The organism is Duganella sp. Leaf126, from assembly GCF_001423125.1.
Taxonomy (GTDB): domain Bacteria; phylum Pseudomonadota; class Gammaproteobacteria; order Burkholderiales; family Burkholderiaceae_D; genus Rugamonas.
On record NZ_LMNW01000031.1, the window covers coordinates 618,194 to 639,942 of the forward strand.

At 63.7% G+C, this 21,749-nt stretch carries 18 protein-coding genes and 1 tRNA gene; 5 read left to right on the forward strand and 14 right to left on the reverse strand.

The genetic code is table 11. The annotated features are described in order from the left end of the window. Positions 1 to 26 precede the first annotated feature (26 nt). From ASF61_RS15925 to ASF61_RS15940, 4 genes are all read right to left on the reverse strand, one after another. Positions 27 to 1,742, reverse strand: coding sequence for a methyl-accepting chemotaxis protein (locus ASF61_RS15925; protein ID WP_056157619.1), 1,716 nt, complete (start codon positions 1,740 to 1,742; stop codon positions 27 to 29). Positions 1,743 to 1,885: 143 nt separating this feature from the next. Then, positions 1,886 to 4,150 carry a TonB-dependent receptor gene (locus ASF61_RS15930; protein ID WP_056157620.1) on the reverse strand — a complete coding sequence of 755 codons (2,265 nt, stop codon included), beginning with the start codon at positions 4,148 to 4,150 and terminating at the stop codon, positions 1,886 to 1,888. Positions 4,151 to 4,260: 110 nt separating this feature from the next. After that, entirely contained in the window at positions 4,261 to 6,558 is a 2,298-nt protein-coding gene (locus ASF61_RS15935) for a bifunctional diguanylate cyclase/phosphodiesterase (protein WP_229205879.1), read from the reverse strand. A 269-nt stretch (positions 6,559 to 6,827) separates the two neighbouring features. Then, positions 6,828 to 7,433: a LysE/ArgO family amino acid transporter gene (locus ASF61_RS15940; RefSeq protein ID WP_056157623.1), complete on the reverse strand. Its 606-nt coding sequence runs from the start codon at positions 7,431 to 7,433 to the stop codon at positions 6,828 to 6,830. Between the two features lie 86 nt (positions 7,434 to 7,519). Here ASF61_RS15940 and ASF61_RS15945 point away from each other — a divergent pair, with 86 nt between their 5' ends. Beyond that, positions 7,520 to 8,422 carry a LysR family transcriptional regulator ArgP gene (locus ASF61_RS15945; RefSeq protein ID WP_056157625.1) on the forward strand — a complete coding sequence of 301 codons (903 nt, stop codon included), beginning with the start codon at positions 7,520 to 7,522 and terminating at the stop codon, positions 8,420 to 8,422. A gap of 221 nt (positions 8,423 to 8,643) precedes the next feature. Here the strand turns inward: ASF61_RS15945 and ASF61_RS15950 are convergent, their stop codons facing one another. Continuing rightward, entirely contained in the window at positions 8,644 to 9,333 is a 690-nt protein-coding gene (locus tag ASF61_RS15950) for an SOS response-associated peptidase (protein ID WP_056157628.1), read from the reverse strand. A gap of 12 nt (positions 9,334 to 9,345) precedes the next feature. Further along, complete coding sequence (locus ASF61_RS15955; protein ID WP_056157633.1) at positions 9,346 to 9,708, reverse strand: DUF5710 domain-containing protein; 363 nt, start codon at positions 9,706 to 9,708, stop codon at positions 9,346 to 9,348. Positions 9,709 to 9,792: 84 nt separating this feature from the next. Between ASF61_RS15955 and ASF61_RS15960 the strand changes: the two genes are divergently transcribed. Further along, complete coding sequence (locus ASF61_RS15960) at positions 9,793 to 10,467, forward strand: hypothetical protein (RefSeq protein ID WP_056157637.1); 675 nt, start codon at positions 9,793 to 9,795, stop codon at positions 10,465 to 10,467. 68 nt (positions 10,468 to 10,535) lie between these two features. On the opposite strand, the gene ASF61_RS15965 is transcribed toward ASF61_RS15960, so the two are convergent. Continuing rightward, positions 10,536 to 11,636, reverse strand: a complete 1,101-nt coding sequence (locus ASF61_RS15965) for a Gfo/Idh/MocA family protein (protein ID WP_056157640.1) — start codon at positions 11,634 to 11,636, stop codon at positions 10,536 to 10,538. Positions 11,637 to 11,799: 163 nt separating this feature from the next. Between ASF61_RS15965 and ASF61_RS15970 the strand changes: the two genes are divergently transcribed. The 3 genes from ASF61_RS15970 to yidD all read left to right on the forward strand — a co-directional run bounded on the left by ASF61_RS15970 (position 11,800) and on the right by yidD (position 13,702). Then, positions 11,800 to 12,432, forward strand: coding sequence for a M17 family peptidase N-terminal domain-containing protein (locus ASF61_RS15970; RefSeq protein WP_056157643.1), 633 nt, complete (start codon positions 11,800 to 11,802; stop codon positions 12,430 to 12,432). Between the two features lie 57 nt (positions 12,433 to 12,489). Beyond that, positions 12,490 to 12,966, forward strand: a complete 477-nt coding sequence (locus ASF61_RS15975; RefSeq protein ID WP_056157647.1) for a DUF3016 domain-containing protein — start codon at positions 12,490 to 12,492, stop codon at positions 12,964 to 12,966. A gap of 250 nt (positions 12,967 to 13,216) precedes the next feature. After that, complete coding sequence (yidD, locus tag ASF61_RS24650) at positions 13,217 to 13,702, forward strand: membrane protein insertion efficiency factor YidD (RefSeq protein WP_082491743.1); 486 nt, start codon at positions 13,217 to 13,219, stop codon at positions 13,700 to 13,702. 97 nt (positions 13,703 to 13,799) lie between these two features. Here yidD and ASF61_RS15980 read toward each other — a convergent pair whose 3' ends face one another. The 7 genes from ASF61_RS15980 to ASF61_RS16010 form a co-directional block, all read right to left on the reverse strand. Further along, positions 13,800 to 14,240, reverse strand: coding sequence for a RidA family protein (locus tag ASF61_RS15980; RefSeq protein WP_200919880.1), 441 nt, complete (start codon positions 14,238 to 14,240; stop codon positions 13,800 to 13,802). Between the two features lie 389 nt (positions 14,241 to 14,629). Continuing rightward, a tRNA-Ile gene (locus ASF61_RS15985) sits at positions 14,630 to 14,708 on the reverse strand. Between the two features lie 103 nt (positions 14,709 to 14,811). After that, the gene (gene rpoD, locus ASF61_RS15990) at positions 14,812 to 17,070 is read right to left on the reverse strand and encodes an RNA polymerase sigma factor RpoD (RefSeq protein ID WP_056157649.1); all 2,259 of its coding nucleotides are present in this window, start codon (positions 17,068 to 17,070) and stop codon (positions 14,812 to 14,814) included. A 474-nt stretch (positions 17,071 to 17,544) separates the two neighbouring features. Continuing rightward, entirely contained in the window at positions 17,545 to 19,338 is a 1,794-nt protein-coding gene (gene dnaG, locus ASF61_RS15995; protein WP_056157652.1) for a DNA primase, read from the reverse strand. 85 nt (positions 19,339 to 19,423) lie between these two features. Further along, positions 19,424 to 19,873 (reverse strand): GatB/YqeY domain-containing protein, encoded by a 450-nt coding sequence (locus ASF61_RS16000; protein WP_056157655.1) that lies wholly within the window; start codon positions 19,871 to 19,873, stop codon positions 19,424 to 19,426. Between the two features lie 150 nt (positions 19,874 to 20,023). Beyond that, the gene (rpsU, locus tag ASF61_RS16005) at positions 20,024 to 20,236 is read right to left on the reverse strand and encodes a 30S ribosomal protein S21 (RefSeq protein WP_008451879.1); all 213 of its coding nucleotides are present in this window, start codon (positions 20,234 to 20,236) and stop codon (positions 20,024 to 20,026) included. A gap of 291 nt (positions 20,237 to 20,527) precedes the next feature. Then, on the reverse strand, positions 20,528 to 21,733 hold the full coding sequence (locus ASF61_RS16010; RefSeq protein WP_056157658.1) for an NAD(P)/FAD-dependent oxidoreductase: 1,206 nt from the start codon (positions 21,731 to 21,733) through the stop codon (positions 20,528 to 20,530). Between the last annotated feature and the right edge of the window lie 16 nt (positions 21,734 to 21,749).

Here is a 21,749-nt window from a genome sequence, read left to right on the forward strand (position 1 = left end):
CTGGTCACGGCCGCTTGCTTACTGCGTCAGAACGCCTCCCATTCGTCGCCTGCCACCGTTTGCTTTAATGGCGCGGGCCGGGCGGCCGGCCGCGCTGCAGGCGCCCGCGCTGCCGCCGCCAGGCGTGGCGCCGCAGCCTTTATTGCAGCTTTTATTGCAGCCGGGGCCGCCCTTGGCGCCGGGGTTGGCACGGACGCGTGGATCTTGAACAGGCTGATCACCTCGCTCAGCTGGGCCGCCTGCTCCTGCATCGACTCGGCCGCAGCAGCCGATTGCTCGACCAGCGCGGCGTTTTGCTGGGTGACCTCGTCCATCTGGGTAATGGCCTGGTTGACCTGTTCGATGCCGTCGCTCTGCTCGCTGCTGGCGGACGAGATCTCGGCCATGATGTCGGTCACGCGGGTGATGCTGGCGACGATGTCGTTCATCGTGGCGCCAGCCTGGTTGACCAGCTGCGACCCGGTTTCCACGTTCTGCACCGAGTCGGCAATCAGCTGCTTGATGTCCTTGGCGGCAGCCGCCGAACGATGCGCGAGGTTGCGCACCTCGCCTGCCACCACGGCAAAACCGCGCCCCTGCTCGCCGGCCCGCGCCGCTTCCACGGCAGCGTTCAGGGCCAGGATATTGGTCTGGAAAGCGATGCCGTCGATCACCGAAATGATGTCTTCGATCTTGCGCGACGATTCGTTGATCGAGGCCATGGTGCCCACCACCTGCCCCACCACGTCGCCGCCGCGGCTGGCGATGCCGGAGGCCGACTGCGCCAGCTGGTTGGCCTGGCGCGCATTGTCGGCATTCTGCCGGACCGTGCTGGTCAGCTCTTCCATCGACGACGCGGTTTCTTCGAGCGAGCTGGCCTGCTGCTCGGTGCGCGACGACAGGTCCTGGTTGCCGGTGGCAATTTCCGCCGACGCGGTGGCGATCAGGTCGGTGCCGCTGCGCACCTGCGCCACCAGGCTTTGCAGGTTGGCCGTCATGGTCTTGAGCGCCTGCATCAGCTGGCCCGTCTCGCAGGCCGAGTTGACGGCGATCTCGCGCGTGAGGTCGCCTTCGGCCACGGCGTTGGCCGCCACCAGCGCGTCCTGAAGCGGCGCCGAGACGATGCGCGCCACCCAGCTCGCCAGCGCCAGCCCGATGCCGATCGCCAGCACCAGCAGCGTGATCGACGTGGTGCGCGCGGTCTCGTAGGTGGCGCTGGCCACCGTGCTGGCGAGGTCGCCGCCATCGATATTGAGCTTGACCAGTTTTTCCAGCGTGGCCAGCAGTGCAGTCAGGTTTTGCGTCGATGAACCGCGCGACAGGGCCAGCGCCTCGTCCTTGCGCCCGCCCGAGGACAGCGCCACCATCTTGTCGTGGTCGGCCAGGAACGCGCGCCAGCTCTGGTCGTAGGCGTTGACCAGCGCCTGCTCCTCGGGACTGCTGATCAGTTTTTCGTAGGCCTGGCGGTGTCCCCTGGACTTGTCCAGGGTCTTGGCCATGCGCTGTTCGTAATCGGCGTGACCGGCAGCATCGCTGGCCAGCATGTGGGCCAGTTCCCAGCGCCGCATTTCATTGACGTCGCCGCGCAGCTCCATGGCCATACGCACGCTGGGCATCCAGTTGTCGGCCAGCTCGTTGGAAGCCTGGTTCACCTGCGCGGTCGAATGGATCGCGCTCACGCCCATGATCAGGGTCAGCAGCAGGACCGCACCGAACGACACCCGCAGCTTGGTGGCGATTTTCAAATCATAAAACCATTTCACAGCACACTCCCCGGAACACGCAATGGGAACACAGTATGCAGTGCGCCCAGCTTGCTATCCACCTTCTTCCAGCGAGTGTAGCCGGCCGGCAACAGCAATCATGCCATCGGATAAATGTTGCGCGCGGCTGGCCGGCTGATTCCTTACAGTTTGCCGCTCAAGGTCACGAACACCTGGCGCGGCGCGCCCGTGAGCAGGGTCTGCGCGGTGCCGTTCGGATCGCGGGCCTGGAAGCCGTTGGTGCCGACAGTGCTGATGTACTGCTTGTCGAACAGGTTGCTGACATTCACTTGCAGCGACAGGTCCTGCAGGCCGCCCAGCGACTTGAGCCGGTAGCCGGCCGCCAGGCTGCCGATCCAGAACGCATCGACGCTGGCGTCGTTGGTGTAGGTGTAGTAGCGCTTGCCCGTGTACTTGCCGCCCAGGCGCGCGAACCAGGCGCCGCTGTCATACGACACCTCGGTGCTGAACAGGGTCTTCGGCGCGCCGGCTACCTGCTTGCCGTTGACCTGCACCAGCGTGGTGCCGTCGGTGTAGTCGGACTTGTACCGGGAATCGTTGTAGGTGGCCGAGTTGAACCAGCTGATCTCGCGGCTGAGCTTCCACACGGCGATCGCTTCCGCGCCCCGGGTATCGACCTTGCCGACGTTGACGAAAGTGGACGGGCAGCCGACGATGCCGGCGCAGGTGGCCACACTGAGCTGGCGGTCGTCGAAGCGGGCGCCGTACACGGCCAGCGAGCCCTGCACCGCGTCGCGCTTGAAGCGGTAGCCGAGATCGATATTGGTCGAGGTTTCCGGCTTCAGGTTAGCGACGCCGGCGTCGTACGCGGCCTGGGTTTGCGAGAACGGTCCGCCGACGCCGGGCTGGTGCGCGCGCATGTTCTTCGCCGCCGAGGCGAACAGCTCGTCGTCGGCCGACAGCGCATAGTTGGCGCCGACCTGCGGCAGGAAATGCTTCTCGGCATTCAGCTGGCCGGCAGCGCGGTTGCCGATGATGTTGCGGGCCGCGATATCGACGCTCATGCTCTTGAAGCCGGCATTGAGTTTCAGCTTGCCGTCCATCAGCGCCAGGCTGTCCTGCAGGTAGAACTGCGACGTGGTGGTGATGAAATTCTGCTGCCAGTCGATGCGGAACGGGTTCGACAGGAAGTACATGGTGTCAGCCGGGCCGGTGGCCGCGTAGTAGGCGCGGGTGCCGGTGTGGTCCGAGCGCTCGCCCCAGGCGCCGAAGGTCAGCGTGTGCTGGCCCAGGTCCAGCGTGGCGTCGGCCATGATGCCGTTGCGGCTGATCTGGTACTCGGTGGTGCGGATCGACAGCGGGTTGGCCGCGTCGGTGGGCACGTACGGCGTGTACCAGTGGCCCTGCCCGTCGTTGTCGTGGTGGTAGCCGGTGGTCTTGAGGTTGAATGCCGGGGTCAGGTTCAGGTCCAGGATCAGGCCGCTCAGATTATCCTTGCGCAGGCCGCCGGCCGAGTAGTACGCGTCGTCGAGGCTGGTGACATTGCCGCTGAACTGGCCACGGGCGGCGTTCAGTGCGCGCTGCCAGTCGGGCTGGTAATTGTCCCAGTCATAGCCGAGGCGGCCCAGCATTTCCTTGGACATGTCCTGGTAATCGACTTCCTTGCGGTTCGAATGGTTGAAGAAGCCGGTCAGGCTGTTGCTCTGGCCGAAGTTGAACACGAAGCGCGCATTGACCTGGTCCTGGTCCTGGCCGCCCTCGCCCTTGGTCTTGTCGGTGCGCTGGCGGGTGCCGCTGAGGAAGGCTTTCATGGCGCCGCCGATCAGGCCGCTATCGACGCGCACGAAGGTGCGCGACGTCGAATCGCTGCCCACGGTCTGCGCCACGGTCGCGCCGCGCTCGTCGGTCGGCGCCAGCGTGAAGAACTGTACCGTGCCGCCCAGGTTGCTGGTGGAAGCCGTGCCGAGCGCGCCGGCGCCCTGCGACACCTGCACCCGGCCGATGTTTTCCGCCGAGACGGCGCGGCTGATGTGCAGGCCGTTGTTGTTGGCGTAGCTCATGTCGCCAAGCGGGATGCCGTCCAGCGTGAAGCCGAGCTGGTTCTGGCTGAAGCCGCGCAGGCTGAACGAGGTGGACCATTCGTACGCGCCGAACGGATCGGCCGACTGGAAGTTCACGCCAGGCAGCTTGTCGAGCACCTTGAGCGGGCTGGTGCCGGGCAGCGCTTCGGCCAGGTCGGTCTTGTTGATGTTCTGCACCTGGCGCGACTGGCCGCGCCCCGTGATTTCCACGGACTGCACCGGACCGGCCATGGCGGCCACGGTGGCGCTGTCGGCAGCCTCCGCCACGTCGGCTGCATCGGCCGGATCGGCTGCGGCATGGGCGTGGATGGCCAGCGCCTGCAGCACGATTAGGCACACGGGTTTCAGGGGAAAGCGCTGGGACATGGCGGTTCTCTTTCTTGCTGGTGAGGGTATCAATCAGCAAGATTGTAAGAACGGCATGTGACCTTGCGATGACGTGACGATGACAGTTGCATGACATCGCCACGCCTCGGCTACACGGGCGCGTCGCTCGTGATCAGCGCGAATGCGTCCAGCGCTTCCGGCGCCAGCGGCCGCGCGATGTGGTAACCCTGCAGGTAATGGCAGCCCATGCGCTCGAGAATGGCAGCCTGGCCCGCCGTCTCCACGCCCTCGGCCACCAGCTTCAGGCCCAGCGAGTGGCCCATGGCGATGATGGCGTGCACCAGGCTGTTGCTGCGGTCGCTGTGCTCGATGTCCATCACGAATGCGCGGTCGATCTTGAGCGTGTTCAGCTGGAACCGGGTCAGGTAGCTGAGCGACGAGTAGCCGGTGCCGAAGTCGTCGAGCGACACGCTCACCCCCAGCGCGCGCAGGCGGTCGAGCACACCGAGCACGTGGCCGCCGTCGTCGATCAGCACGCGCTCGGTCAGTTCCAGTTCCAGCTGCCGCGCCGGTAGGCCGTGGTGCGCCAGCGTCTGCGCCACCAGCGTCACAAACGACGGATCGGCCAGCTGCCAGGCCGAGACGTTGATGCTGGTGGTCACCGCCTCCAGCGGACCGCCGCGCCACGCCGCCATCTGCCGACACGCCTGCTCCAGCACCCAGGCACCGATCGCCACCACCATGCCGCTGTCTTCGGCCACGGGAATGAAGCGGTCGGGCGGCACATTGCCCAGGTGCGCGTTGTGCCAGCGGAGCAGCGCCTCGACCTTGGTCAGCGCCCCGGTGCGGGCATCGACGATGGGCTGGTACACCAGGCGGAACTCGTCGTGCTCGATGGCGCCGCGCAGCGCACCGTCGATTGCCAGCGCATTCTTGGCGGCCGCGTTCATCGACTCGTGGAAGAAGCGCAGCGCGCCGCGCCCGGACTTCTTGGCTTCGTACATGGCGATGTCGGCATTGCGTATCAACATGTCGCCATTGCTGCCGTGGGCCGGGAAACAGGCGGCGCCGATGCTGGCCGATACCCCGATCGCATGGTGCAGCAGCAGGAACCGCGAGGACAGCGCCGCCAGGATGTGCTCGGCGCAGCGGCGCGCGACCTGCTCGGCGCTGTCGGGCGCCAGGTCGGGCAGCACGATGATGAATTCGTCGCCGCCGAAGCGCGCCAGCAGGTCATGCGGTCCCAGCACGCCGAACAGGCGCTGGGCGGTCTGGCACAGCAGGTCGTCGCCGGTGTCGTGGCCGAAGGAGTCGTTGACGCGCTTGAACTTGTCGAGATCGAGGAACAGCACCACGCACGCGCGGTCCGCCTCCAGGCAACGCGCCACTTCTGCCGCCAGCGCCTCGGACAGCGCGTGGCGGTTGTAGAAGCCGGTAACGGGATCGATGCGCGCCGCCTTCTTGAGCAGGTCATCCTTTTTCTGGCGCTCGCTGATGTCGAGCAGCTGCACCAGGCAGTACAGGCGACCGCGCTCGATATATGGCGAACCGGCCATTTCCAGCGGCAGCCGGCTGCCCGTGTGCAGCGTCACCACGGCCGTTTCGGTCATCGGATATTGCACGCCCGGCGCTTCGAACCGCCGGAAATACTCGTCCACCATGGCTGGCGTGAGCCGGGGCAGGATCTCGCTCAGGTGCCGGCCCACCAGGTCGGACGCCTTCTCGAACCCCAGCAGGCGCGCGCCGCGCTCGTTGGCCACGTGGATATGGCCGCGCCGGTCGCGGATCAAAAAGCCGTGGCTGAGGCTATCGATGGTGCGCGCATAGCGCTGCTGGATTTCATCCTGCACCGCGTAGATCAGGCCCATCATCGACAACGCTTTCAGCAGCGAGGTGCCGGCAAACCACAGCAGGTACCATTCCGGCGTCAGGGTGGCCGCGCTGACCAGGTTGAATACGCCTCGCCCGATCAGGGTGCAGCCGAGCAAGCGGTAGCGGCGCTCGGCGCGGTACAGGCGCATCCCCATCCAGACCATGACCAGCCCCAACGCGGCAGCGCTGCCGGGCGGCACCCAGGGCGCATGCCATTCCCACAAGGCATAGAAAGCGGCAGTGGCGACCGCGACGGCCGCCCCGATGGCGCGCCAGTGACGGCGGCGCAAATCGCCGAGAAAGTATCGGGTGCCCGCATAATAGCCGGCCATCCCGCATACCAGCATCAGCGCACACAAAAACAGCCGTACCGACGGCGACAAAACGCCGGCCCCGGCAAACCAGGTCAAGCCGCCCGTCATCACGGCCGCCTGGCCTGCGCCCCATAACACCGCATGTTTTTCCTGGCGGTGCATCAGCCATAAAAACACCAGCAATAAGGTCAGAATGGCGTCCACGGCAAAAGATGAGGTCATCAATGCCAGGCTCACATATTGTTCCGGATGGGTATTCATCGAATCGCGCAGTCAGCGTGCATTTAATTTCCTCTTTGCACCTATTGTATGCCAACCGATCCCCGCAACCAGTACGCGCGCTTAAATTCTCCGCTTTCCGATTTTTAATTACGTTAATATCAATGTTTATTTTATCGTCAATTTTTCCAGCAAGAGTGCGGAACCCGCCGACGCTGCAACATGCCAGAACACGGCACGATACCGCCAAATTTTAGCTTTATTACCTCGGTAGAATACGCGCTGCCGGACTGTCTGCGTCAGCGACCGCTTCACCGGAACAGCGACACCGCCAGCAGCCACATCAACATCGCGATCAAGCCGTCGAGAATACGCCAGGCCACCGGGCGTTTAAATACCGGTATTAAATACTGCGCACCGAGACCGAGGCCGATAAACCAGATTACCGACGCCAGCATTGCGCCGGCGGCGAAATACCATGGCCCGTGACCGGGCTGCTGCCCGCCCACGGAGCCCAGCAATACCACGGTGTCGAGATAAACATGGGGATTTAACAGGCTGAATGCGAGCATCGCGGCAATCACCTGGCTTTTATTGGCGGCAGTATCTTTTTTATCGAGCGTAAAACTGGTGGATTGCCATGCAGCCTTTGCAGCGCGCACGCCATACCAGAATAAAAACGCTGCGCCAGTGACTTTTATCCAGAATAACAGCACCGGCAGGCGATTGATGATTTCTCCCATGCCGGCCACGCCGGCGCCAATCAGCATCACGTCGCAGGCAATGCAGATGGCGATACAGGTATAGACATATTCGCGCTTCAGCGCCTGACGCAACAGGTACGCGTTCTGCGAGCCGATGGCGACGATCAGGCCGCCGCCGAGCCCCATTCCCTTCAACAAGGCACCCAGTTCCATACAGATCTCCTGCAAAAAAACCACAGCGTAGCGGCGCGCCGGATATAAGTATAATTAATAATAATCACCAAATATCAGGAAAGCTAATGAGTCGCATCGATTACCGCGGGCTGGCCGCGCTCGACGCCGTGGTCGACCATGGCAGTTTCGACAAGGCCGCCGTCGCCCTTTCGATCACCCAGTCGGCCGTGTCGCAACGCTTGCGCATGCTGGAAACCCAGGCCGGCGAACTGCTGCTGATGCGCAGTCAGCCGCCGCAAGCCACCGAGGCCGGCCAGCGCCTGATCGCCCACTACCGCCAGGTGAGGCTGCTGGAGTCCGCCCTCGATGGCGCCGAGCGTTACGGCGCCGGCCGCCCGGAGCTGGCGATCGCGGTCAACGCCGACAGCGCGGCCACCTGGCTGCAGGAAGCGGTCACCCCGCTGATGGCCGGCGGCGACTGCATGCTGCACATCGCCATGGACGACCAGGACCACACGCTGGCCCTGCTGCGCGAGGGACGCGTGTTCGGCTGCGTCACCAGCGACACGGCCCACGTGGCCGGCACCACCGCCACGCCGCTCGGCCGGATGCGCTACCACTGCCTGGCCAGCCAGGACTTTGCCGCGCGCTGGTTTGCCGGCGGCTTGACGGCGGACGCCATCGCGACCGCGCCTGCCCTCGATTTCAACCGCAAGGATGCGCTGCTGTCGCGCTTTATCGCCCGCACCACCGGCTACCAGGGCCGCTACCGCCACCATTCGTATGCCTCGTCCGAAGGATTCGTGCGCTTTCTGGAAGCAGGATTTGCCTACGGCATGGCGCCGCACCTGCAATGCGCGGCCCAGCTGGCAGCCGGCACGCTGGTGGACCTGGCGCCGGGACAGGTGCTCGACGTGCCGCTGACCTGGTACCGCTGGGATATCCAGACGCCGCTGACACAAGCGCTGTCGGACCAGGTGATCGCCACGGCGCGGCGCTGGCTGTTGCAGGCCGACAGCGCCAGCTAGCCGGCCCCTTGCGCAGCAACGCAGGCGACAGGCTGACACCTGGGCGCATGCTGCCCGGTAGCACTGGCGCGGCCTGGTTCGCGTGGACTGCCGGACGTAAGGTCAAAACTGGCCGATCTGCCGTGCATGCTCCGGCAGCGCAGCGGACGCCAGGCACACCTGGCGCGTGCTGCCCGGTAGCGCTGGCGCCGCCTGGTTCGCGCGGACTGGCGGGCGTCAGGTCAAAACAGGTCGATCTGCCGCGCGTCGGCGGGCGGTGCCGGCTTTTTCTTGCGCGGCGGTGGCGGATCGAACCAGGCGCGCATCAGTTCGGGGGGGAAGGACTGGAAATAGCTGCGGGCGCGTTCGGGATCGCGGCAGCGCAGCCAGTCGTCGTATTCGTCGGCGGCAATCACGATCAGCGAACGCTTTTCGTCGCCGGGCTTGTGGAAGCGCCGCATCAGCGGATGGTCGTCGGCGTTGATGGTCAGCTGCGTGAACGAGTATTCGGGACCGTGTTCGCCGGGCCACTCGCGCCAGATGCCGGCCACCGCGAACGGCGCGCCGTCGGCGCGGCCGATCTGCCAGCGCTGGGCTGCGCCCGACTCGTAGTTGGGTTCGAAGAAGCCGGTCATCGGCACCAGGCACAGCTGCCCGTCGCACCAGCATTTTGCGTACGAGCGCAACTGCCCGACCGTTTCGCTGCGCGCATTCATGGTGTCCCAGGGCTTGACGCCGGGCGGAATCTGCCGCCGTGGCACCAGGCCGTAGGTGGCGGTGGTGCACACCAGCTGGCCCTGCGCGTTGTAGCGGATGATCGGCGCCGGATAATCCTTCCAGCTTTCCTGCGGCCAGTCATCGCCCTCGAACAGGGTCAGCTGGAACAGCTCGGCCAGCAATTCGCGCGACGTGGGCCGGTAGTTGGTGCACATGGAAGGGAAACCCTAGCCGCGCAGCCCGACCAGCAACTGGGCCACGCTGTCGTGGGTGGCGGTCCAGCCCGACGTGGCCAGCCTGGGCGCGCACACCGGGCAGGCCACGAACGGGTCGCAGTCGTGGCCGAGGTCAATGAACAGCTTGCCCATCACCGGCTTGCCGGCATAGGAATCGACGGTGACCGGGCGGTTTTTCAGCGAAGGGGCAGCAACGGCCGGCACGAAATCGGCGCCACCGGGCGGTAGCCAGCGCGCGAACGCCTCGGTCGGCTTACCGTCGGGCACGTACCACGACTTGCGCTCGCCGTTCCAGCGCGCACCGAGCGCCTTGGCCTCGTCTTTTTCCGCGAACGGAACTTTAAGAAACATCATGCGGCATACTCCGTGGCGAATGGTGACAAAGCCGGTATTTTACGCGCCTGTGCGAAAATGCGTGTCTGTTACCCGGAGACACCGATGCCCCTGATCGAACCACTGACACTGACACTGCCCGAACTGGCCGAGCGCTGGCACATGACGCCGCAAGACATGCTGGCCGGTGCGGTACCGCAAGTGCTGCCGATGTATTTCTATTTCGACGGCCTGGTGTTCAGCTTTGGCGACAAGTGGCTGCGCGCCCACGGCGACGCCGCCATCACGCAAGACCTGGACACGCACCAGGCGCGCGCGGCGTCGATCGAGATCGACCTGCAGCGCCAGGCGCTGCACAAGCGCGGCCTGCTGAAACTGACGCAGTGGGAAGACGCGCTGAGCGACGCGGCGCTGGCCGAGCTGCAGGCCGAATCGGACCGCCTGAATGGCGAGATCGTGCGCCTGACGGCGCTACTCAAGCAGCGCCACGAAGACCGTCAACAGCACGTGCGCAACGGCCTGCTGCGCGCAGCGCCGCGCACCCTGTCCGAGATCGCGCTGCACGGTAAAACCCGCTTTCCGCAATTCGCCTTCATGCCCAACACGGCGCCCGGCGCCGACAGCCCGGAACGCGTGCCCCCCGGCGCCGTGGTGGCAATGGAAGACGGCTTTCCGCTCAAGCAAGTGCTGACCGCCGCCGACCTGGTGATCGCCATGCTCGACATCAAGCTGGCAGAGCAGGCGGGGCTGCATCAGCAGTCGGGCCAGTCCGGCCCATGATGCAGGCACCGCAGCAGGAGCGGCGCCCCTGCTGCCCTGTCGCCGGCTGACCCGACGTCAGGCGCCGCTCATTTCAAGGCGATGCGTTTCTGCTCGCGCGCCGAGCGGTACACGGCCTCGATGATGCGGATATCGCGCAAGCCTTCTTCGCCGGGCACGATCGGCGTGCGGTCCTGCAGCACGCACTGGGCCATGTGGTCGAGCTGGCCGGCGAACTGGTTGGCCGACGCATTCGGCGGCGCCGTGATCTCGTTCTTGCGGCCGTCGCCGACCCATAATTTGTGCCCCTGGTAGGCGGTGGCCGGCTCCATCTCGATGCGGCCCTTGTCGCCCATCAGCAGGAACTGGTTGCGGTTGGCCGAGTACATCGACATGCACGAGCCGATCACGCCGGACGGGAATTCGAGCTCGAACTCGATCAGGTCTTCCACCTCGCGGAAGCGCGGGTCGGAGCGATCGGTGGTTTCCTTGGCATACACCGACACCGGTTCCTCGCCGGTCATGTAGCGCGCCGCCTGCAGTGCATAGATGCCGATGTCCATCAGCGAGCCGCCGCCCGACATCGCTTTTTTGACGCGCCAGTTATTGCCGCCCGTGGTGTAACCATGCTCGGAACGGAAATAGCGCAGCTTGCCGATCGTGCCGGCACGCGCCAGCCGCCGCGCCTCGAGGTTGAACGGCTCGAAGTGGCAGCGGTAGCCGATCATCAGTTTCTTGCCCGCCTGCTTGCAGGCGGCGATCATCGACTCGCACTCGGCCGACGACAGCGCCATCGGCTTTTCGCACAGCACGTGCTTGCCCGCCTTGGCGCCGCGGATCGTGTACTCGGCGTGCATCGATACCGGCAGGCAGATGTAGACGATGTCGATCTCGGGATTGTCCTTGATGCGATCGAAGTTCTTGTAATCGTAGATATTCGATTCCGGCACGCCGTATTCGCCGGCCACCTTTTTCGCCTTGACCGGGTCGCCGCTGACCAGCGCCACGAGCTTGCTGTGCTGGCAGTATTTGAATTGCGGGATGATGATGCCCAGGCCATACCCGCCCAGTCCCACGATCGCGTAACCGAGCTTGCGGTCGGGATTGGCCCAGACGGGACCGGCCACCGCGGACGCCACCAGCACGCCGCCGGCGGTCATGACCAGATTACGCCGAGTAAAATTCATCATCCTCTATCTCCTTGTGGTCGTTTATATTTCTACTCCGGCAATTTTAGTACACATGCAAGCGCAGCGGCGCGTGGGCCGCATGCCGCGCGGCATAAATTTTGGCAGGGCCGCATCGCCGCGATCCGCGCTACCATGGGCAATTGCTTACACATGGAGCGCTGCCATGAACGATCCGCACGCAACACCCGAACGTCTGCCGATCGGTACCATCGACGGTGTCGCATTCGACGTCGCCGCCTGGAAACCGGCGCAAGCCGATGTCGATGTCAGCGTCGCCTGCATGTTCGAACACGAACTGGACGGCGCTGCCGTGGCCGGCGGCCTGCTCGGGCTCGACACGGCGCTGGGCGGCCAGCTGACCGCGCTGCGCGCCAGCGGCGCCTTCCAGGCGCAGGCGATGGAAACCATCCTGATCAGCCTGCCCCCAACCACGGTGCCCGCGCGCGCCGTGCTGGTGATCGGCCTGGGCGCCCCGGAAACCCTGGACGGCGACCGCCTGCGCCGCGCCGCCCGCGTGGCCATGCGCGAAGCGATCCGCCACGGCGCCCGCTCGCTGGCTTTCGCGCCCAGCGTGCTCGATGGCGGCGTGGGCGTCCACACCGACAATGCCAGCCTCGACATGCCAAGCAGGATGATGGACGGCATGCTCAGCGCCCTGCAGGCCGAACACGCACTGGCCCGGGCCGGCCTGGCGCCGCCGCCGTCGCTCCAACGCTGCACGTTCGACGTCGGCGCGCCGCGCCTGCACAGCGCGCACGCAGGCTTCCTCGCCGCTTTCAACGCGTTTTCACAGTGACGCCAGCAATAACGGTATATTGAACGCTTCTCCACACCCGTCAGCGAGGGAGCTGTCATGCACCGATCGATCCGTCCCGCCATCGCAGTCCTGTTCGGCCTGGCAGCCGGCAGCGCCATGGCCACCGTTACCGTCACCTACGTCGACCCGCAGAAGATGACCGACGTGCCGCGCTTCGAAGCCGACCGCACCGCGATGGAAGCCGACTTCCGCAGCTACCTCGAAGAACTGGGCAAGCAGCTGCCCGCAGGACAGGACCTGAAGGTGGACATCCTCGACATCGACCTGGCCGGCGACGTCTTCCCACGCGTGCCGGTCCGCGACATCCGCGTCACCAAAGGCACTTACGACTTCCCCCGCATCCACCTGCGCTACCGCATCGAACAGGACGGCAAGGTGCTGCGCAGCGGCGAGCGCGAACTGGCCGACCGCAATTACCAGCTGAACGGCGACATCAATCGCACCGAGCTCTATGGTTACGAGAAGCGGATGTTGGGCGAGTGGTTCAAAAAAGAACTGTTGGCGAGCAGGTAGGCGCCCGCACCAAGCACGCCCCCGTCGGCTTCGGCAGCATCACGTCCGCACGCGTGCTGTGTCATCCAAGGCCATGGCTGCGCGGGGCCTGCGTACGATTGAGTAACCCGGCCGCATGAGGGTCTGCGGGCGCGCGAGACGACTCCCCCGCCCCGCCCAAAACGGCTTTTACCCGGAGAAGTCTTACTTGTCACAAATCGGAACGCGCACTCGGCAACTGCACCCGCACTTTCATCCCTATCATTGCTTCATGCGTCAATGGAGGGAGCTAGTGAAAGGGCTAGCCCTTGCCACCATCAAGTTCTACCAGCGGAACATCTCGCCACACAAAGGCTTTCGTTGTGCATATGCGGCGTACACGAGCGATGCCAGCTGCTCGACCTTCGGCTACCGCGCCATCCGACGCTTCGGGTTGTGGGATGGACTTTTCATTCTGAACCGCCGACTGTCGCGCTGCGGCACGGCACATCGCATCGCGAACGGGGCGCAGCCGCGACCGATCCCCATGCCGAAGCGCCGGCAATCCGGCCATATCGACTGTGGTGGGTGCGCCATCAGTAGTTGCGATGCCGATACCTTACTCTGCGCTTCGAATGTGTGCAGTTGCGATTGGCCAGTTTTTAGCAGCAGAACTTCCCCCTATCGCGAGGCTCCCGCAGACAACGCGGAGGCGGTCAAGCGACGTAGCCGATTGCTGCGCGATGCAAACAAACCGACCGATCCGCCGAACGCGTAGTCTGGTCGAGTGAAGTTCCGCACTACACTTGCTCCCCGCTTTCCTGGTCAGCTGAATTACATGCAAACAGCAAGGACGCAAAATTCCGTTAGCTGTTTCAAACAATGGCTCTGAACGTAATCTCAATCAGTTGCTCCGGGAATGCCAGTCTCGAAACGCCAATCAGATTGCTGGCGACTGCGGGTTGCGCCGAGCCATAAAGTTCCTTCCTGACGTCCCCGGCGACCTTGAATGCCGCATCGACATCCAGGACAAACAGCGTCTCCTCGACAACGTTGTCCAGCGTGGCGCCAAACTCAGCCAGCAATGTAATCGCGTTCTGGTAGGTGTGCCGCATTTGATCGGCCATGGTGTCGAAACTGGCTGGCTTGCCGCTCGCATCCAATGGCGCAGGAGCGACCAGCCTGCCCTCGCCATCGTGACTCAACTGCCCGGAAATATAGATGGTGTCCTTGACCTTGACCGCCTGGCTATAGCCATAAATCCCCTCCCAGGCAACGCCCAGGTTCGCTGTTTTCTTGTCCAGAGTAGTCATCATTTATTCCCTCGGTGTGACGATGCATTTAAAGGTCATCTACTTGGCTTGGCAAGCCATCAGCGGCAGGATAAACAATCAAGGCGGGACGCGCTTCTTGCATAATGCATCGGGTGGCATATCTCTTTTTCCAGATGCTGAGCCGCCTGAACGTGATGGGCAAGTGGTCTGGCGCGAAGCAGCCACCGCAGGCGTTTGGGCGGCGGCTTACGGCGGCGACCGGGCGTCGAGTCCGGCCGAGTGAGCGCACGGAAGTCGTTCGAGTGATACGGGCGTATGCATCCCTGAAGCAGGTGCAAATGTCGCCCAACGCGGAGACGGCAGGATCAGGCAGCCGTAAACGACAAAGGGCTGGCACGCAGCCAACCCTTTGATAAATAAGGCTAAAAAATTGGTAGGCCTCCCCAGAGTCGAACTGGGCACCAACGGATTATGAGTCCGCTGCTCTAACCAAGCATGAGCTAGAGGCCCGAGGTGATACCTTGCGCTGGAGGTGTTGCCAGCCCCGCTGACGCGCGTTCGCTTTTTATGCGAACTCGCGAGGATAAGGGCTGGCGGCAGCGCGCGTCAAGTCTTAGTTGGCTTCCAGGAAGCTTTTCAGCTTGTCGGAACGGCTCGGGTGGCGCAGCTTGCGCAGGGCCTTGGCTTCGATCTGGCGGATCCGCTCGCGGGTGACGTCGAATTGCTTGCCGACTTCTTCCAGCGTGTGGTCGGTCGACATCTCGATACCGAAGCGCATGCGCAGCACTTTGGCTTCGCGTGGCGTCAGGGAATCGAGCACGTCTTTGACGACGCCGCGCATCGAGGCGTGCAGCGCGGCGTCCGAGGGCGCCAGCGTGTTGTTGTCCTCGATGAAGTCGCCCAGGTGCGAATCGTCGTCGTCGCCGATCGGCGTCTCCATCGAGATCGGTTCCTTGGCGATCTTCATGATCTTGCGGATCTTATCTTCCGGCATTTCCATCTTGATGGCCAGGGTTGCCGGGTCGGGCTCGGCGCCGGTTTCCTGCAGGATCTGGCGCGAAATCCGGTTCATCTTGTTGATGGTCTCGATCATGTGCACCGGGATGCGGATGGTGCGCGCCTGGTCGGCGATCGAGCGGGTGATCGCCTGGCGGATCCACCAGGTGGCGTAGGTCGAGAACTTGTAGCCGCGGCGGTATTCGAACTTGTCCACCGCCTTCATCAGGCCGATATTGCCTTCCTGGATCAGGTCGAGGAACTGCAGGCCGCGATTGGTGTACTTCTTGGCGATCGAAATCACCAGGCGCAAGTTAGCTTCCGTCATTTCGCGCTTGGCCTTGCGCGCCTTCATTTCGCCAGCTGCCATCTGGCGGTTGATGTTGCGCAGGTCCGGCAGTGGCAGCACCACGCGCGCCTGCAGGTCGATCAGGCGTTGCTGCAATTCCTTGATGGTCGGGATGTTGCGGCCCAGGATGGCGCTGTACGCGTGGCCGGCGGCCACTTCGCCATCGACCCAGTCCAGATTGGTTTCGTTGCCCGGGAAGACCTTGATGAAGTGGGCGCGCGGCATGCCGCACTTGTTGACTGCCACGTCGAGGATCTGCTTCTCGATATGGCGGACTTCATCGACCTGGCCGCGCAGCGTGTCGCACAGTTTTTCGACGACCTTGGCGGTGAAGCGGATGCCCAGCAGCTCGAACGAGATCGCTTCCTGGGCCTTGACGTAGGCCTTGGAGTTGTAACCCTCTTTTTCGAAGGCGCGGCGCATCTTGTCGAACTGCATGGAGATGACATCGAACTTCTCGAGCGCGGTGTTTTTCAGCGCTTCGAGCTGCTCGGCCGAGTAGCCGGCGGCGGCGCCTGCCGTGTTGCCGGTTTCCTCTTCTTCCTCTTCTTCCTCTTCCTCGGCGTCTTCGTCGTCCTCGTCGTCGTCGCTGGCGGCGGCCGGGGCCGGCGCAGCGGTGCTCGCGCCGTCCTCGCTTTCATCGACCATGCCGTCGACGATTTCATCGATCTTGATTTCGTCGGCGCGGATGCGGTCTGAGGCAGCGATGATTTCGGCGATGGTGACCGGACAGGCGGAAATGGCCTGGATCATGTCTTTCAGGCCGTCCTCGATGCGCTTGGCGATTTCGATTTCGCCTTCGCGCGTGAGCAGCTCGACCGACCCCATTTCGCGCATGTACATGCGCACGGGATCGGTGGTGCGGCCGAAGTCGGAGTCGACCGTGGACAGCGCGGCTTCTGCTGCAGCTTCGGCTTCGTCGTCGCTGGTGACGGTGACCACGTTGTCCGACAGCAGCAGGGTTTCAGCGTCCGGCGCATGCTCGTAGACAGCAATGCCCATGTCGTTGAAAGTGCCGATGATGCCTTCGATCGCTTCGGGATCGATGATGTTTTCGGGCAGGTGATCGTTGATCTCGGCATACGTGAGGAAGCCACGTTCCTTGCCGAACTTGATCAGGGTCTTGAGTTTCTGGCGGCGGCGTTCGAGCTCTTCCTCGGTCGCTTCGGTGTCCGACGAGAAGGCGTCCTTGAGCAGCGCTTTTTCCTTGGCCTTGCGATCCTTGGCCTTGGCCTTGTCCACGGCCTTGAGCTCGGCGCGTTCGACCGCGTTCAGCGCGGCGACTTCGTCGTTTTCAGGCTGGAACTCCTTCGGCTTGCGCCCGCGCCGCCCCGGCACTTTGACCGACGGCAGTACGTAGCCCGAAGTATCGATGGCAGCCAGCGTGGCCGCGTCCGTGGTCTGGCTGACCGCAGGCGGGTTGTTGCTGGCGACACGCGTTTCCGCCTTGTCCGCCGTCTTGGCGGATTTGGCAGTCACTTTGCTCGGCTTTACAGCCACATTGGATTCAGGTTTCTTGGTTGGCACAGGCGCTTTCGATTACACAACGACTTGCTTATTTAGGATAAAGTTTCTTGCAGTTCACTTGGAACCCACGTCTTCGAACTTGCCGACTTGACAAGTTCGACAACACTACGACTACTTATACCTGGTCAGACCTGGACCGCAAAATTCTACTGCACCAATCAGATGCGTAGTGGCAAGAAACCTTGTCAGCGTTAGACAGCAAACATAGACGGGCGTTCCCGACGCGCCGTTTATTTCCTTGCTGCCCCTGTGCTCGGTGCCTACGCCGCCGGCAACCGCTGGTTGCAGGACGATCCAAAGCCTAACTCATTGAAAACAAACACACTCTGAACGGAAAAACGATGCCAAAAGATACAACACTTAGCGTTTTATTATAGCACGCCACTTTTCAAACTCCAGAGCGAAGCAACCCTTGCCGCCCCTGCACAGCGGGGAAAAACATGACCGCGATCAAGATACCTGCATACAGCAAACTCAGCGGTTGACCAGCTCCGCCTGTTTTTCCCTTTCCAGCTGCGCCTGCTGCGCGGTGATCTCGCGAAAGCGCACGATGCTCTCCGGCGTCAGCCCCGCTGCCGACAGCTGCATCAGCTCCTGCTTCAGCGCATCTTCCTTGATCTGGCGGATGGCGCTGCGCAGGAACAGGCGGTCGGCCTCGACGTCGGACTCCGCGCCCTGGGCGATCTCGCTGATGATCTCGTTGTACTCGTCGCCCAGCGACTTCAGGTGCTGGGCAAACGCAGCGAAGCCGCCATGCGGTCCCAGCGCCTGGGCATCGGTCACCAGCTGCACCATGCGCTCGGCCACCTCGGCGCCGAAGAACTGGAACGCCGACAGCGCCGCGTCGTCGATCTCGAGCGCCAGCGGCGGATGCCCCACCAGCAGGCGCACGATCTGCAATTCCAGCCCCACCGGCGCCGGCCGGCCGCTGCGGCTGGGCGCCTTGCGCGACAGCGCGACCGGTTTGGCCAGTTCGAACAGCGACTCGATCTCGTACGGCGTGCTCTGCGTCAGCTGCGCCAGGCCGCGCACGATCTGCAGGCGCAGCGCGGTCGGCGTCATCGCCTGCAGCAGCGGCTTGGCGTCGAACTGCACGCGCGCCCTGCCCTCGGGGCTTTGTAAATCATGCTCGCCGACCACTTCCTTGATCAGGAACTGCGACAGCGGCATCGCTTCGTGGATTTCCTGTTCAAATGCCTCGTTGCCGTACGTGCGGACATAGCTGTCCGGGTCGTGCTCGGTGGGCAGGAACAGGAACTTGATGGTCTTGTTGTCGGCCACGTGCGGCAGGCACGCTTCCAGCGCGCGGCGGGCGGCGCGGCGGCCGGCCTTGTCGCCGTCGAAGCTGAAGATCACGGTGTCGGTCTGGCGCATCAGCTTTTGCACATGGTGCGGCGTACAAGCCGTGCCCAGCGTGGCCACCGCCTGCGGGAACCCCATCTGCGCCAGCGCCACCACGTCCATATAGCCTTCGGTCACCAGCACGTAGCCGGCGTCGCGGATCGCCTGGCGCGCCTCGAACAGACCATACAGCTCGAAGCCCTTTGAAAATAAGGGTGTTTCGGGAGAATTCAAGTACTTCGGTTCGCCGCCGTCGAGCACCCGGCCGCCGAAGGCGATCACCTGGCCCTTGGTGTTCTTGATGGGGAACATCACGCGCTCGCGGAAGCGGTCATAGCGCTTGCGGTTGCCGCCATCTTCGTCCACGCGGTCGATCACCAGGCCGGCTTCGGCCAGGGCCACCGCCTCGTAATCGGGAAAAATCGCCTTCAGGTTGTCCCAGCCCGGCGGCGCGTAGCCGAGACCGAAGCGGGCGGCGATTTCCCCGGTCAGGCCGCGCCCTTTCAGGTAGGCGATGGCGTCGGGTGCGGTGCGCAGCTGGGCGCGGTAAAAGTCGCAGGCCTGGGTCATGGCGTCTGACAGGGCCAGGCTCTGGGCCTGCATTTGCGCGCGCTGGGCCGGCGGTATCTTGTCGTCCTGCTCGGGCACCACCATGCCGACGTTTTGCGCCAGCTCCTTGACCGCATCGACGAAACCCATGCCCGAATATTCGATCAGGAAGCCGATCGACGTGCCGTGCGCGCCGCAGCCGAAGCAGTGGTAGAACTGCTTGGTGGGACTGACCGTGAAACTCGGGGATTTTTCGTTATGGAACGGGCACAGGCCCATGTAGTTGGCGCCGCCCTTCTTGAGCTGCACATAACGTCCGACCACGTCGACGATATCGACGCGGTTGAGCAAATCGGCGATGAATGATTGAGGAATCACGGGGCTGCGTGCCAGGGTAATTTTTCAAACTAAGCTGCCGCGCCCGGGCGGAGTTAACACCGCTCGAGCACGGCAGACCAACAGATCAGGCCGGTGCCAGCGCCTTCTTGACCAAGGCGGAGACCACGGTCATGTCGGCGCGGCCCGCCAGCTTCGGCTTGACGATGGCCATCACCTTGCCCATGTCCTGCGGACCGGCGGCGCCCGAGGCAGCCACGGCAGCGCTGACTTCGGCAGCGATTTCTTCATCAGACAGGCCGGCTGGCATGTAGGCGGCCAGCACGGCCAGTTCGGCTTTTTCGATATCGGCCAGATCGGCGCGGCCACCGGCCTCGAACTGGGTGATCGAGTCCTTGCGCTGCTTGATCATTTTTTCCACGATGGCGACCGTCTGCTGGTCGTCGACTTCGATGCGCTCATCGACTTCCTTGCGCTTGATTTCGGCGAGGACCAGGCGGATCGTGGACAGACGGCCCGCTTCCTTGGCGCGCATGGCAGCTTTCATGTCTTCGGTGATTTGTTCTCTCAGGCCCATGAGGATTTCCTTCAGCTAGTGTGGCGGTATAAAGACGAAAACCCGCTGCGGCGAACCGGAGCGGGCATTCTCTCGATGCAACAAGAACCGGTCCGTGGCAATGGCGCTTACTACTGCATACGCCGCACTACCGGACTGGCTTGAGCAGTCTTAGAAGAGTTTTTTCGGCAGCTGTTGGCTGCGGATGCGTTTGTAGTGACGCTTGACGGCAGCAGCCAGCTTGCGCTTGCGCTCAGCCGTTGGCTTTTCGTAGAACTCGCGTGCGCGCAGTTCGGTCAGCAGACCGGTTTTTTCGATGGTGCGTTTGAAGCGACGCATTGCGACTTCGAACGGCTCGTTTTCTTTAAGGCGAATAGTGGTCATGTAAAAATTCAAACCGTTGAGGTTATAGGGAGACAGAGACTATAGCAGCTTTTGCAGGGAAATGGAAGTCCATGGACCATCGAAACGGCCCGCCGGGACGGCGTTGACTGCAAAAACAACAAGACGACGCCGAGTCAGCTCCCACATAAACTCCGGCAATCTTTCTGCTCCCGATACCTTCCCGGGCGACTGGATTGCACCTGCGCCGTTACAACCGGACCATCAGTATAACAGGGAACAACGGAAAACCGTAGCAAGCGCTGCATTATGGCCGGCAAAAAAGGGGCGGCGTCAGACCGCCTGCCCCGCCGCCACGCCCGACGCCCACGCCCACTGGAAGTTGTAGCCGCCGAGCCAGCCCGTGACATCGACGGTTTCGCCGATGAAATACAAGCCCGGCACCCTGGTCGCCATCATGGTCTGCTGCGACAGGTCGCGCGTGTCGATGCCGCCGCGCGTCACCTCGGCCTTGCGGTAGCCTTCGGAACCGTTCGGGGTCAGCGTCCACTGGTTGATGGCCGCGCCCAGCGCGCGCAGCTTGGCGTCCTGCATGTCGGCCAGGCGGGCCTCCGGCGCGAAACCGTGGGCCAGCAGCAGGCCCTCGGCCAGGCGCGCCGGCAGCCACTGGGCCAGCACATTGCCCAGCTGCTTCTTGATCGTGCCCTTGCCTTCGATCAGCGTTGCCGCCAGATCCAGGCCCGGCAGTAGATCGATCACGATCGGCGTGCCGGGCGTCCAGTAGCTCGAAATCTGCAGGATGGCCGGGCCGGACAGGCCGCGATGGGTGAACAGCAAGTCTTCGCGGAACCGTGCGCCGGTCGGATTGCGGCCCTTGAAGGAACCGGTCGCCACGTCCACTTCCAGCGCAATGCCGGACAGTTCGGCAAACGGCGCCCACGCCTGCGGGTCGAACGTCAGCGGCACCAGCGCCGGACGCGGGGTCACCATGCGCAGGCCGAACTGCTCGGCGATGCGGTAGCCGAAGTCGGTGGCGCCGATTTTCGGAATCGACAGGCCGCCGGTGGCAACCACCAGCGACTGCGCCTCGATGACGCCGCTATCGGTTGCCAGGACAAAGCCGGCGTCGGTCTGGTCCACGCTGGCGATCTGGCACGGCATGCGCCAGTGGACGTCACCGGCAGCGCACTCGTCCTTGAGCATCTCGATGATCTGCTCGGCCGACTCGGTACAGAACAGCTGGCCGCGGTGTTTTTCGTGGTAGCCGATGCGGTGCTTTTTCACCAGCGCGACAAAGTCGGCCGGGGTGTAGCGCGACAGCGCGCTCTTGCAGAAATGTGGATTGTCGGACAGGAAGTTGGCCGGGCCGGTGTGGATGTTGGTGAAGTTGCAGCGGCCGCCACCGGAGATGCGGATTTTCTCGGCCAGCTTGGCGGCATGATCGATCAGCACCACGCGCTTGCCGCGCTGGGCGGCCACCGCTGCGCACATCATGCCGGCCGCGCCGGCGCCGATTACCGCTACATCAAACTTTGCCATGCCAGTTCCATTTCAC

Excerpts from the sequence above, each read along its gene's own strand:
- ASF61_RS15930 (WP_056157620.1), bottom strand. The coding sequence starts at position 4,150 with ATGTCCCAGCGCTTTCCCCTGAAACCCGTGTGCCTAATCGTGCTGCAG.
- ASF61_RS15935 (WP_229205879.1), bottom strand. The coding sequence starts at position 6,558 with ATGAATACCCATCCGGAACAATATGTGAGCCTGGCATTGATGACCTCA.
- ASF61_RS15940 (WP_056157623.1), bottom strand. The coding sequence starts at position 7,433 with ATGGAACTGGGTGCCTTGTTGAAGGGAATGGGGCTCGGCGGCGGCCTG.
- ASF61_RS15945 (WP_056157625.1), top strand. The coding sequence starts at position 7,520 with ATGAGTCGCATCGATTACCGCGGGCTGGCCGCGCTCGACGCCGTGGTC.
- ASF61_RS15950 (WP_056157628.1), bottom strand. The coding sequence starts at position 9,333 with ATGTGCACCAACTACCGGCCCACGTCGCGCGAATTGCTGGCCGAGCTG.
- ASF61_RS15955 (WP_056157633.1), bottom strand. The coding sequence starts at position 9,708 with ATGATGTTTCTTAAAGTTCCGTTCGCGGAAAAAGACGAGGCCAAGGCG.
- ASF61_RS15960 (WP_056157637.1), top strand. The coding sequence starts at position 9,793 with ATGCCCCTGATCGAACCACTGACACTGACACTGCCCGAACTGGCCGAG.
- ASF61_RS15965 (WP_056157640.1), bottom strand. The coding sequence starts at position 11,636 with ATGATGAATTTTACTCGGCGTAATCTGGTCATGACCGCCGGCGGCGTG.
- ASF61_RS15970 (WP_056157643.1), top strand. The coding sequence starts at position 11,800 with ATGAACGATCCGCACGCAACACCCGAACGTCTGCCGATCGGTACCATC.
- ASF61_RS15975 (WP_056157647.1), top strand. The coding sequence starts at position 12,490 with ATGCACCGATCGATCCGTCCCGCCATCGCAGTCCTGTTCGGCCTGGCA.
- yidD (WP_082491743.1), top strand. The coding sequence starts at position 13,217 with ATGCGTCAATGGAGGGAGCTAGTGAAAGGGCTAGCCCTTGCCACCATC.
- ASF61_RS15980 (WP_200919880.1), bottom strand. The coding sequence starts at position 14,240 with ATGATGACTACTCTGGACAAGAAAACAGCGAACCTGGGCGTTGCCTGG.
- ASF61_RS16000 (WP_056157655.1), bottom strand. The coding sequence starts at position 19,873 with ATGGGCCTGAGAGAACAAATCACCGAAGACATGAAAGCTGCCATGCGC.
- rpsU (WP_008451879.1), bottom strand. The coding sequence starts at position 20,236 with ATGACCACTATTCGCCTTAAAGAAAACGAGCCGTTCGAAGTCGCAATG.
- ASF61_RS16010 (WP_056157658.1), bottom strand. The coding sequence starts at position 21,733 with ATGGCAAAGTTTGATGTAGCGGTAATCGGCGCCGGCGCGGCCGGCATG.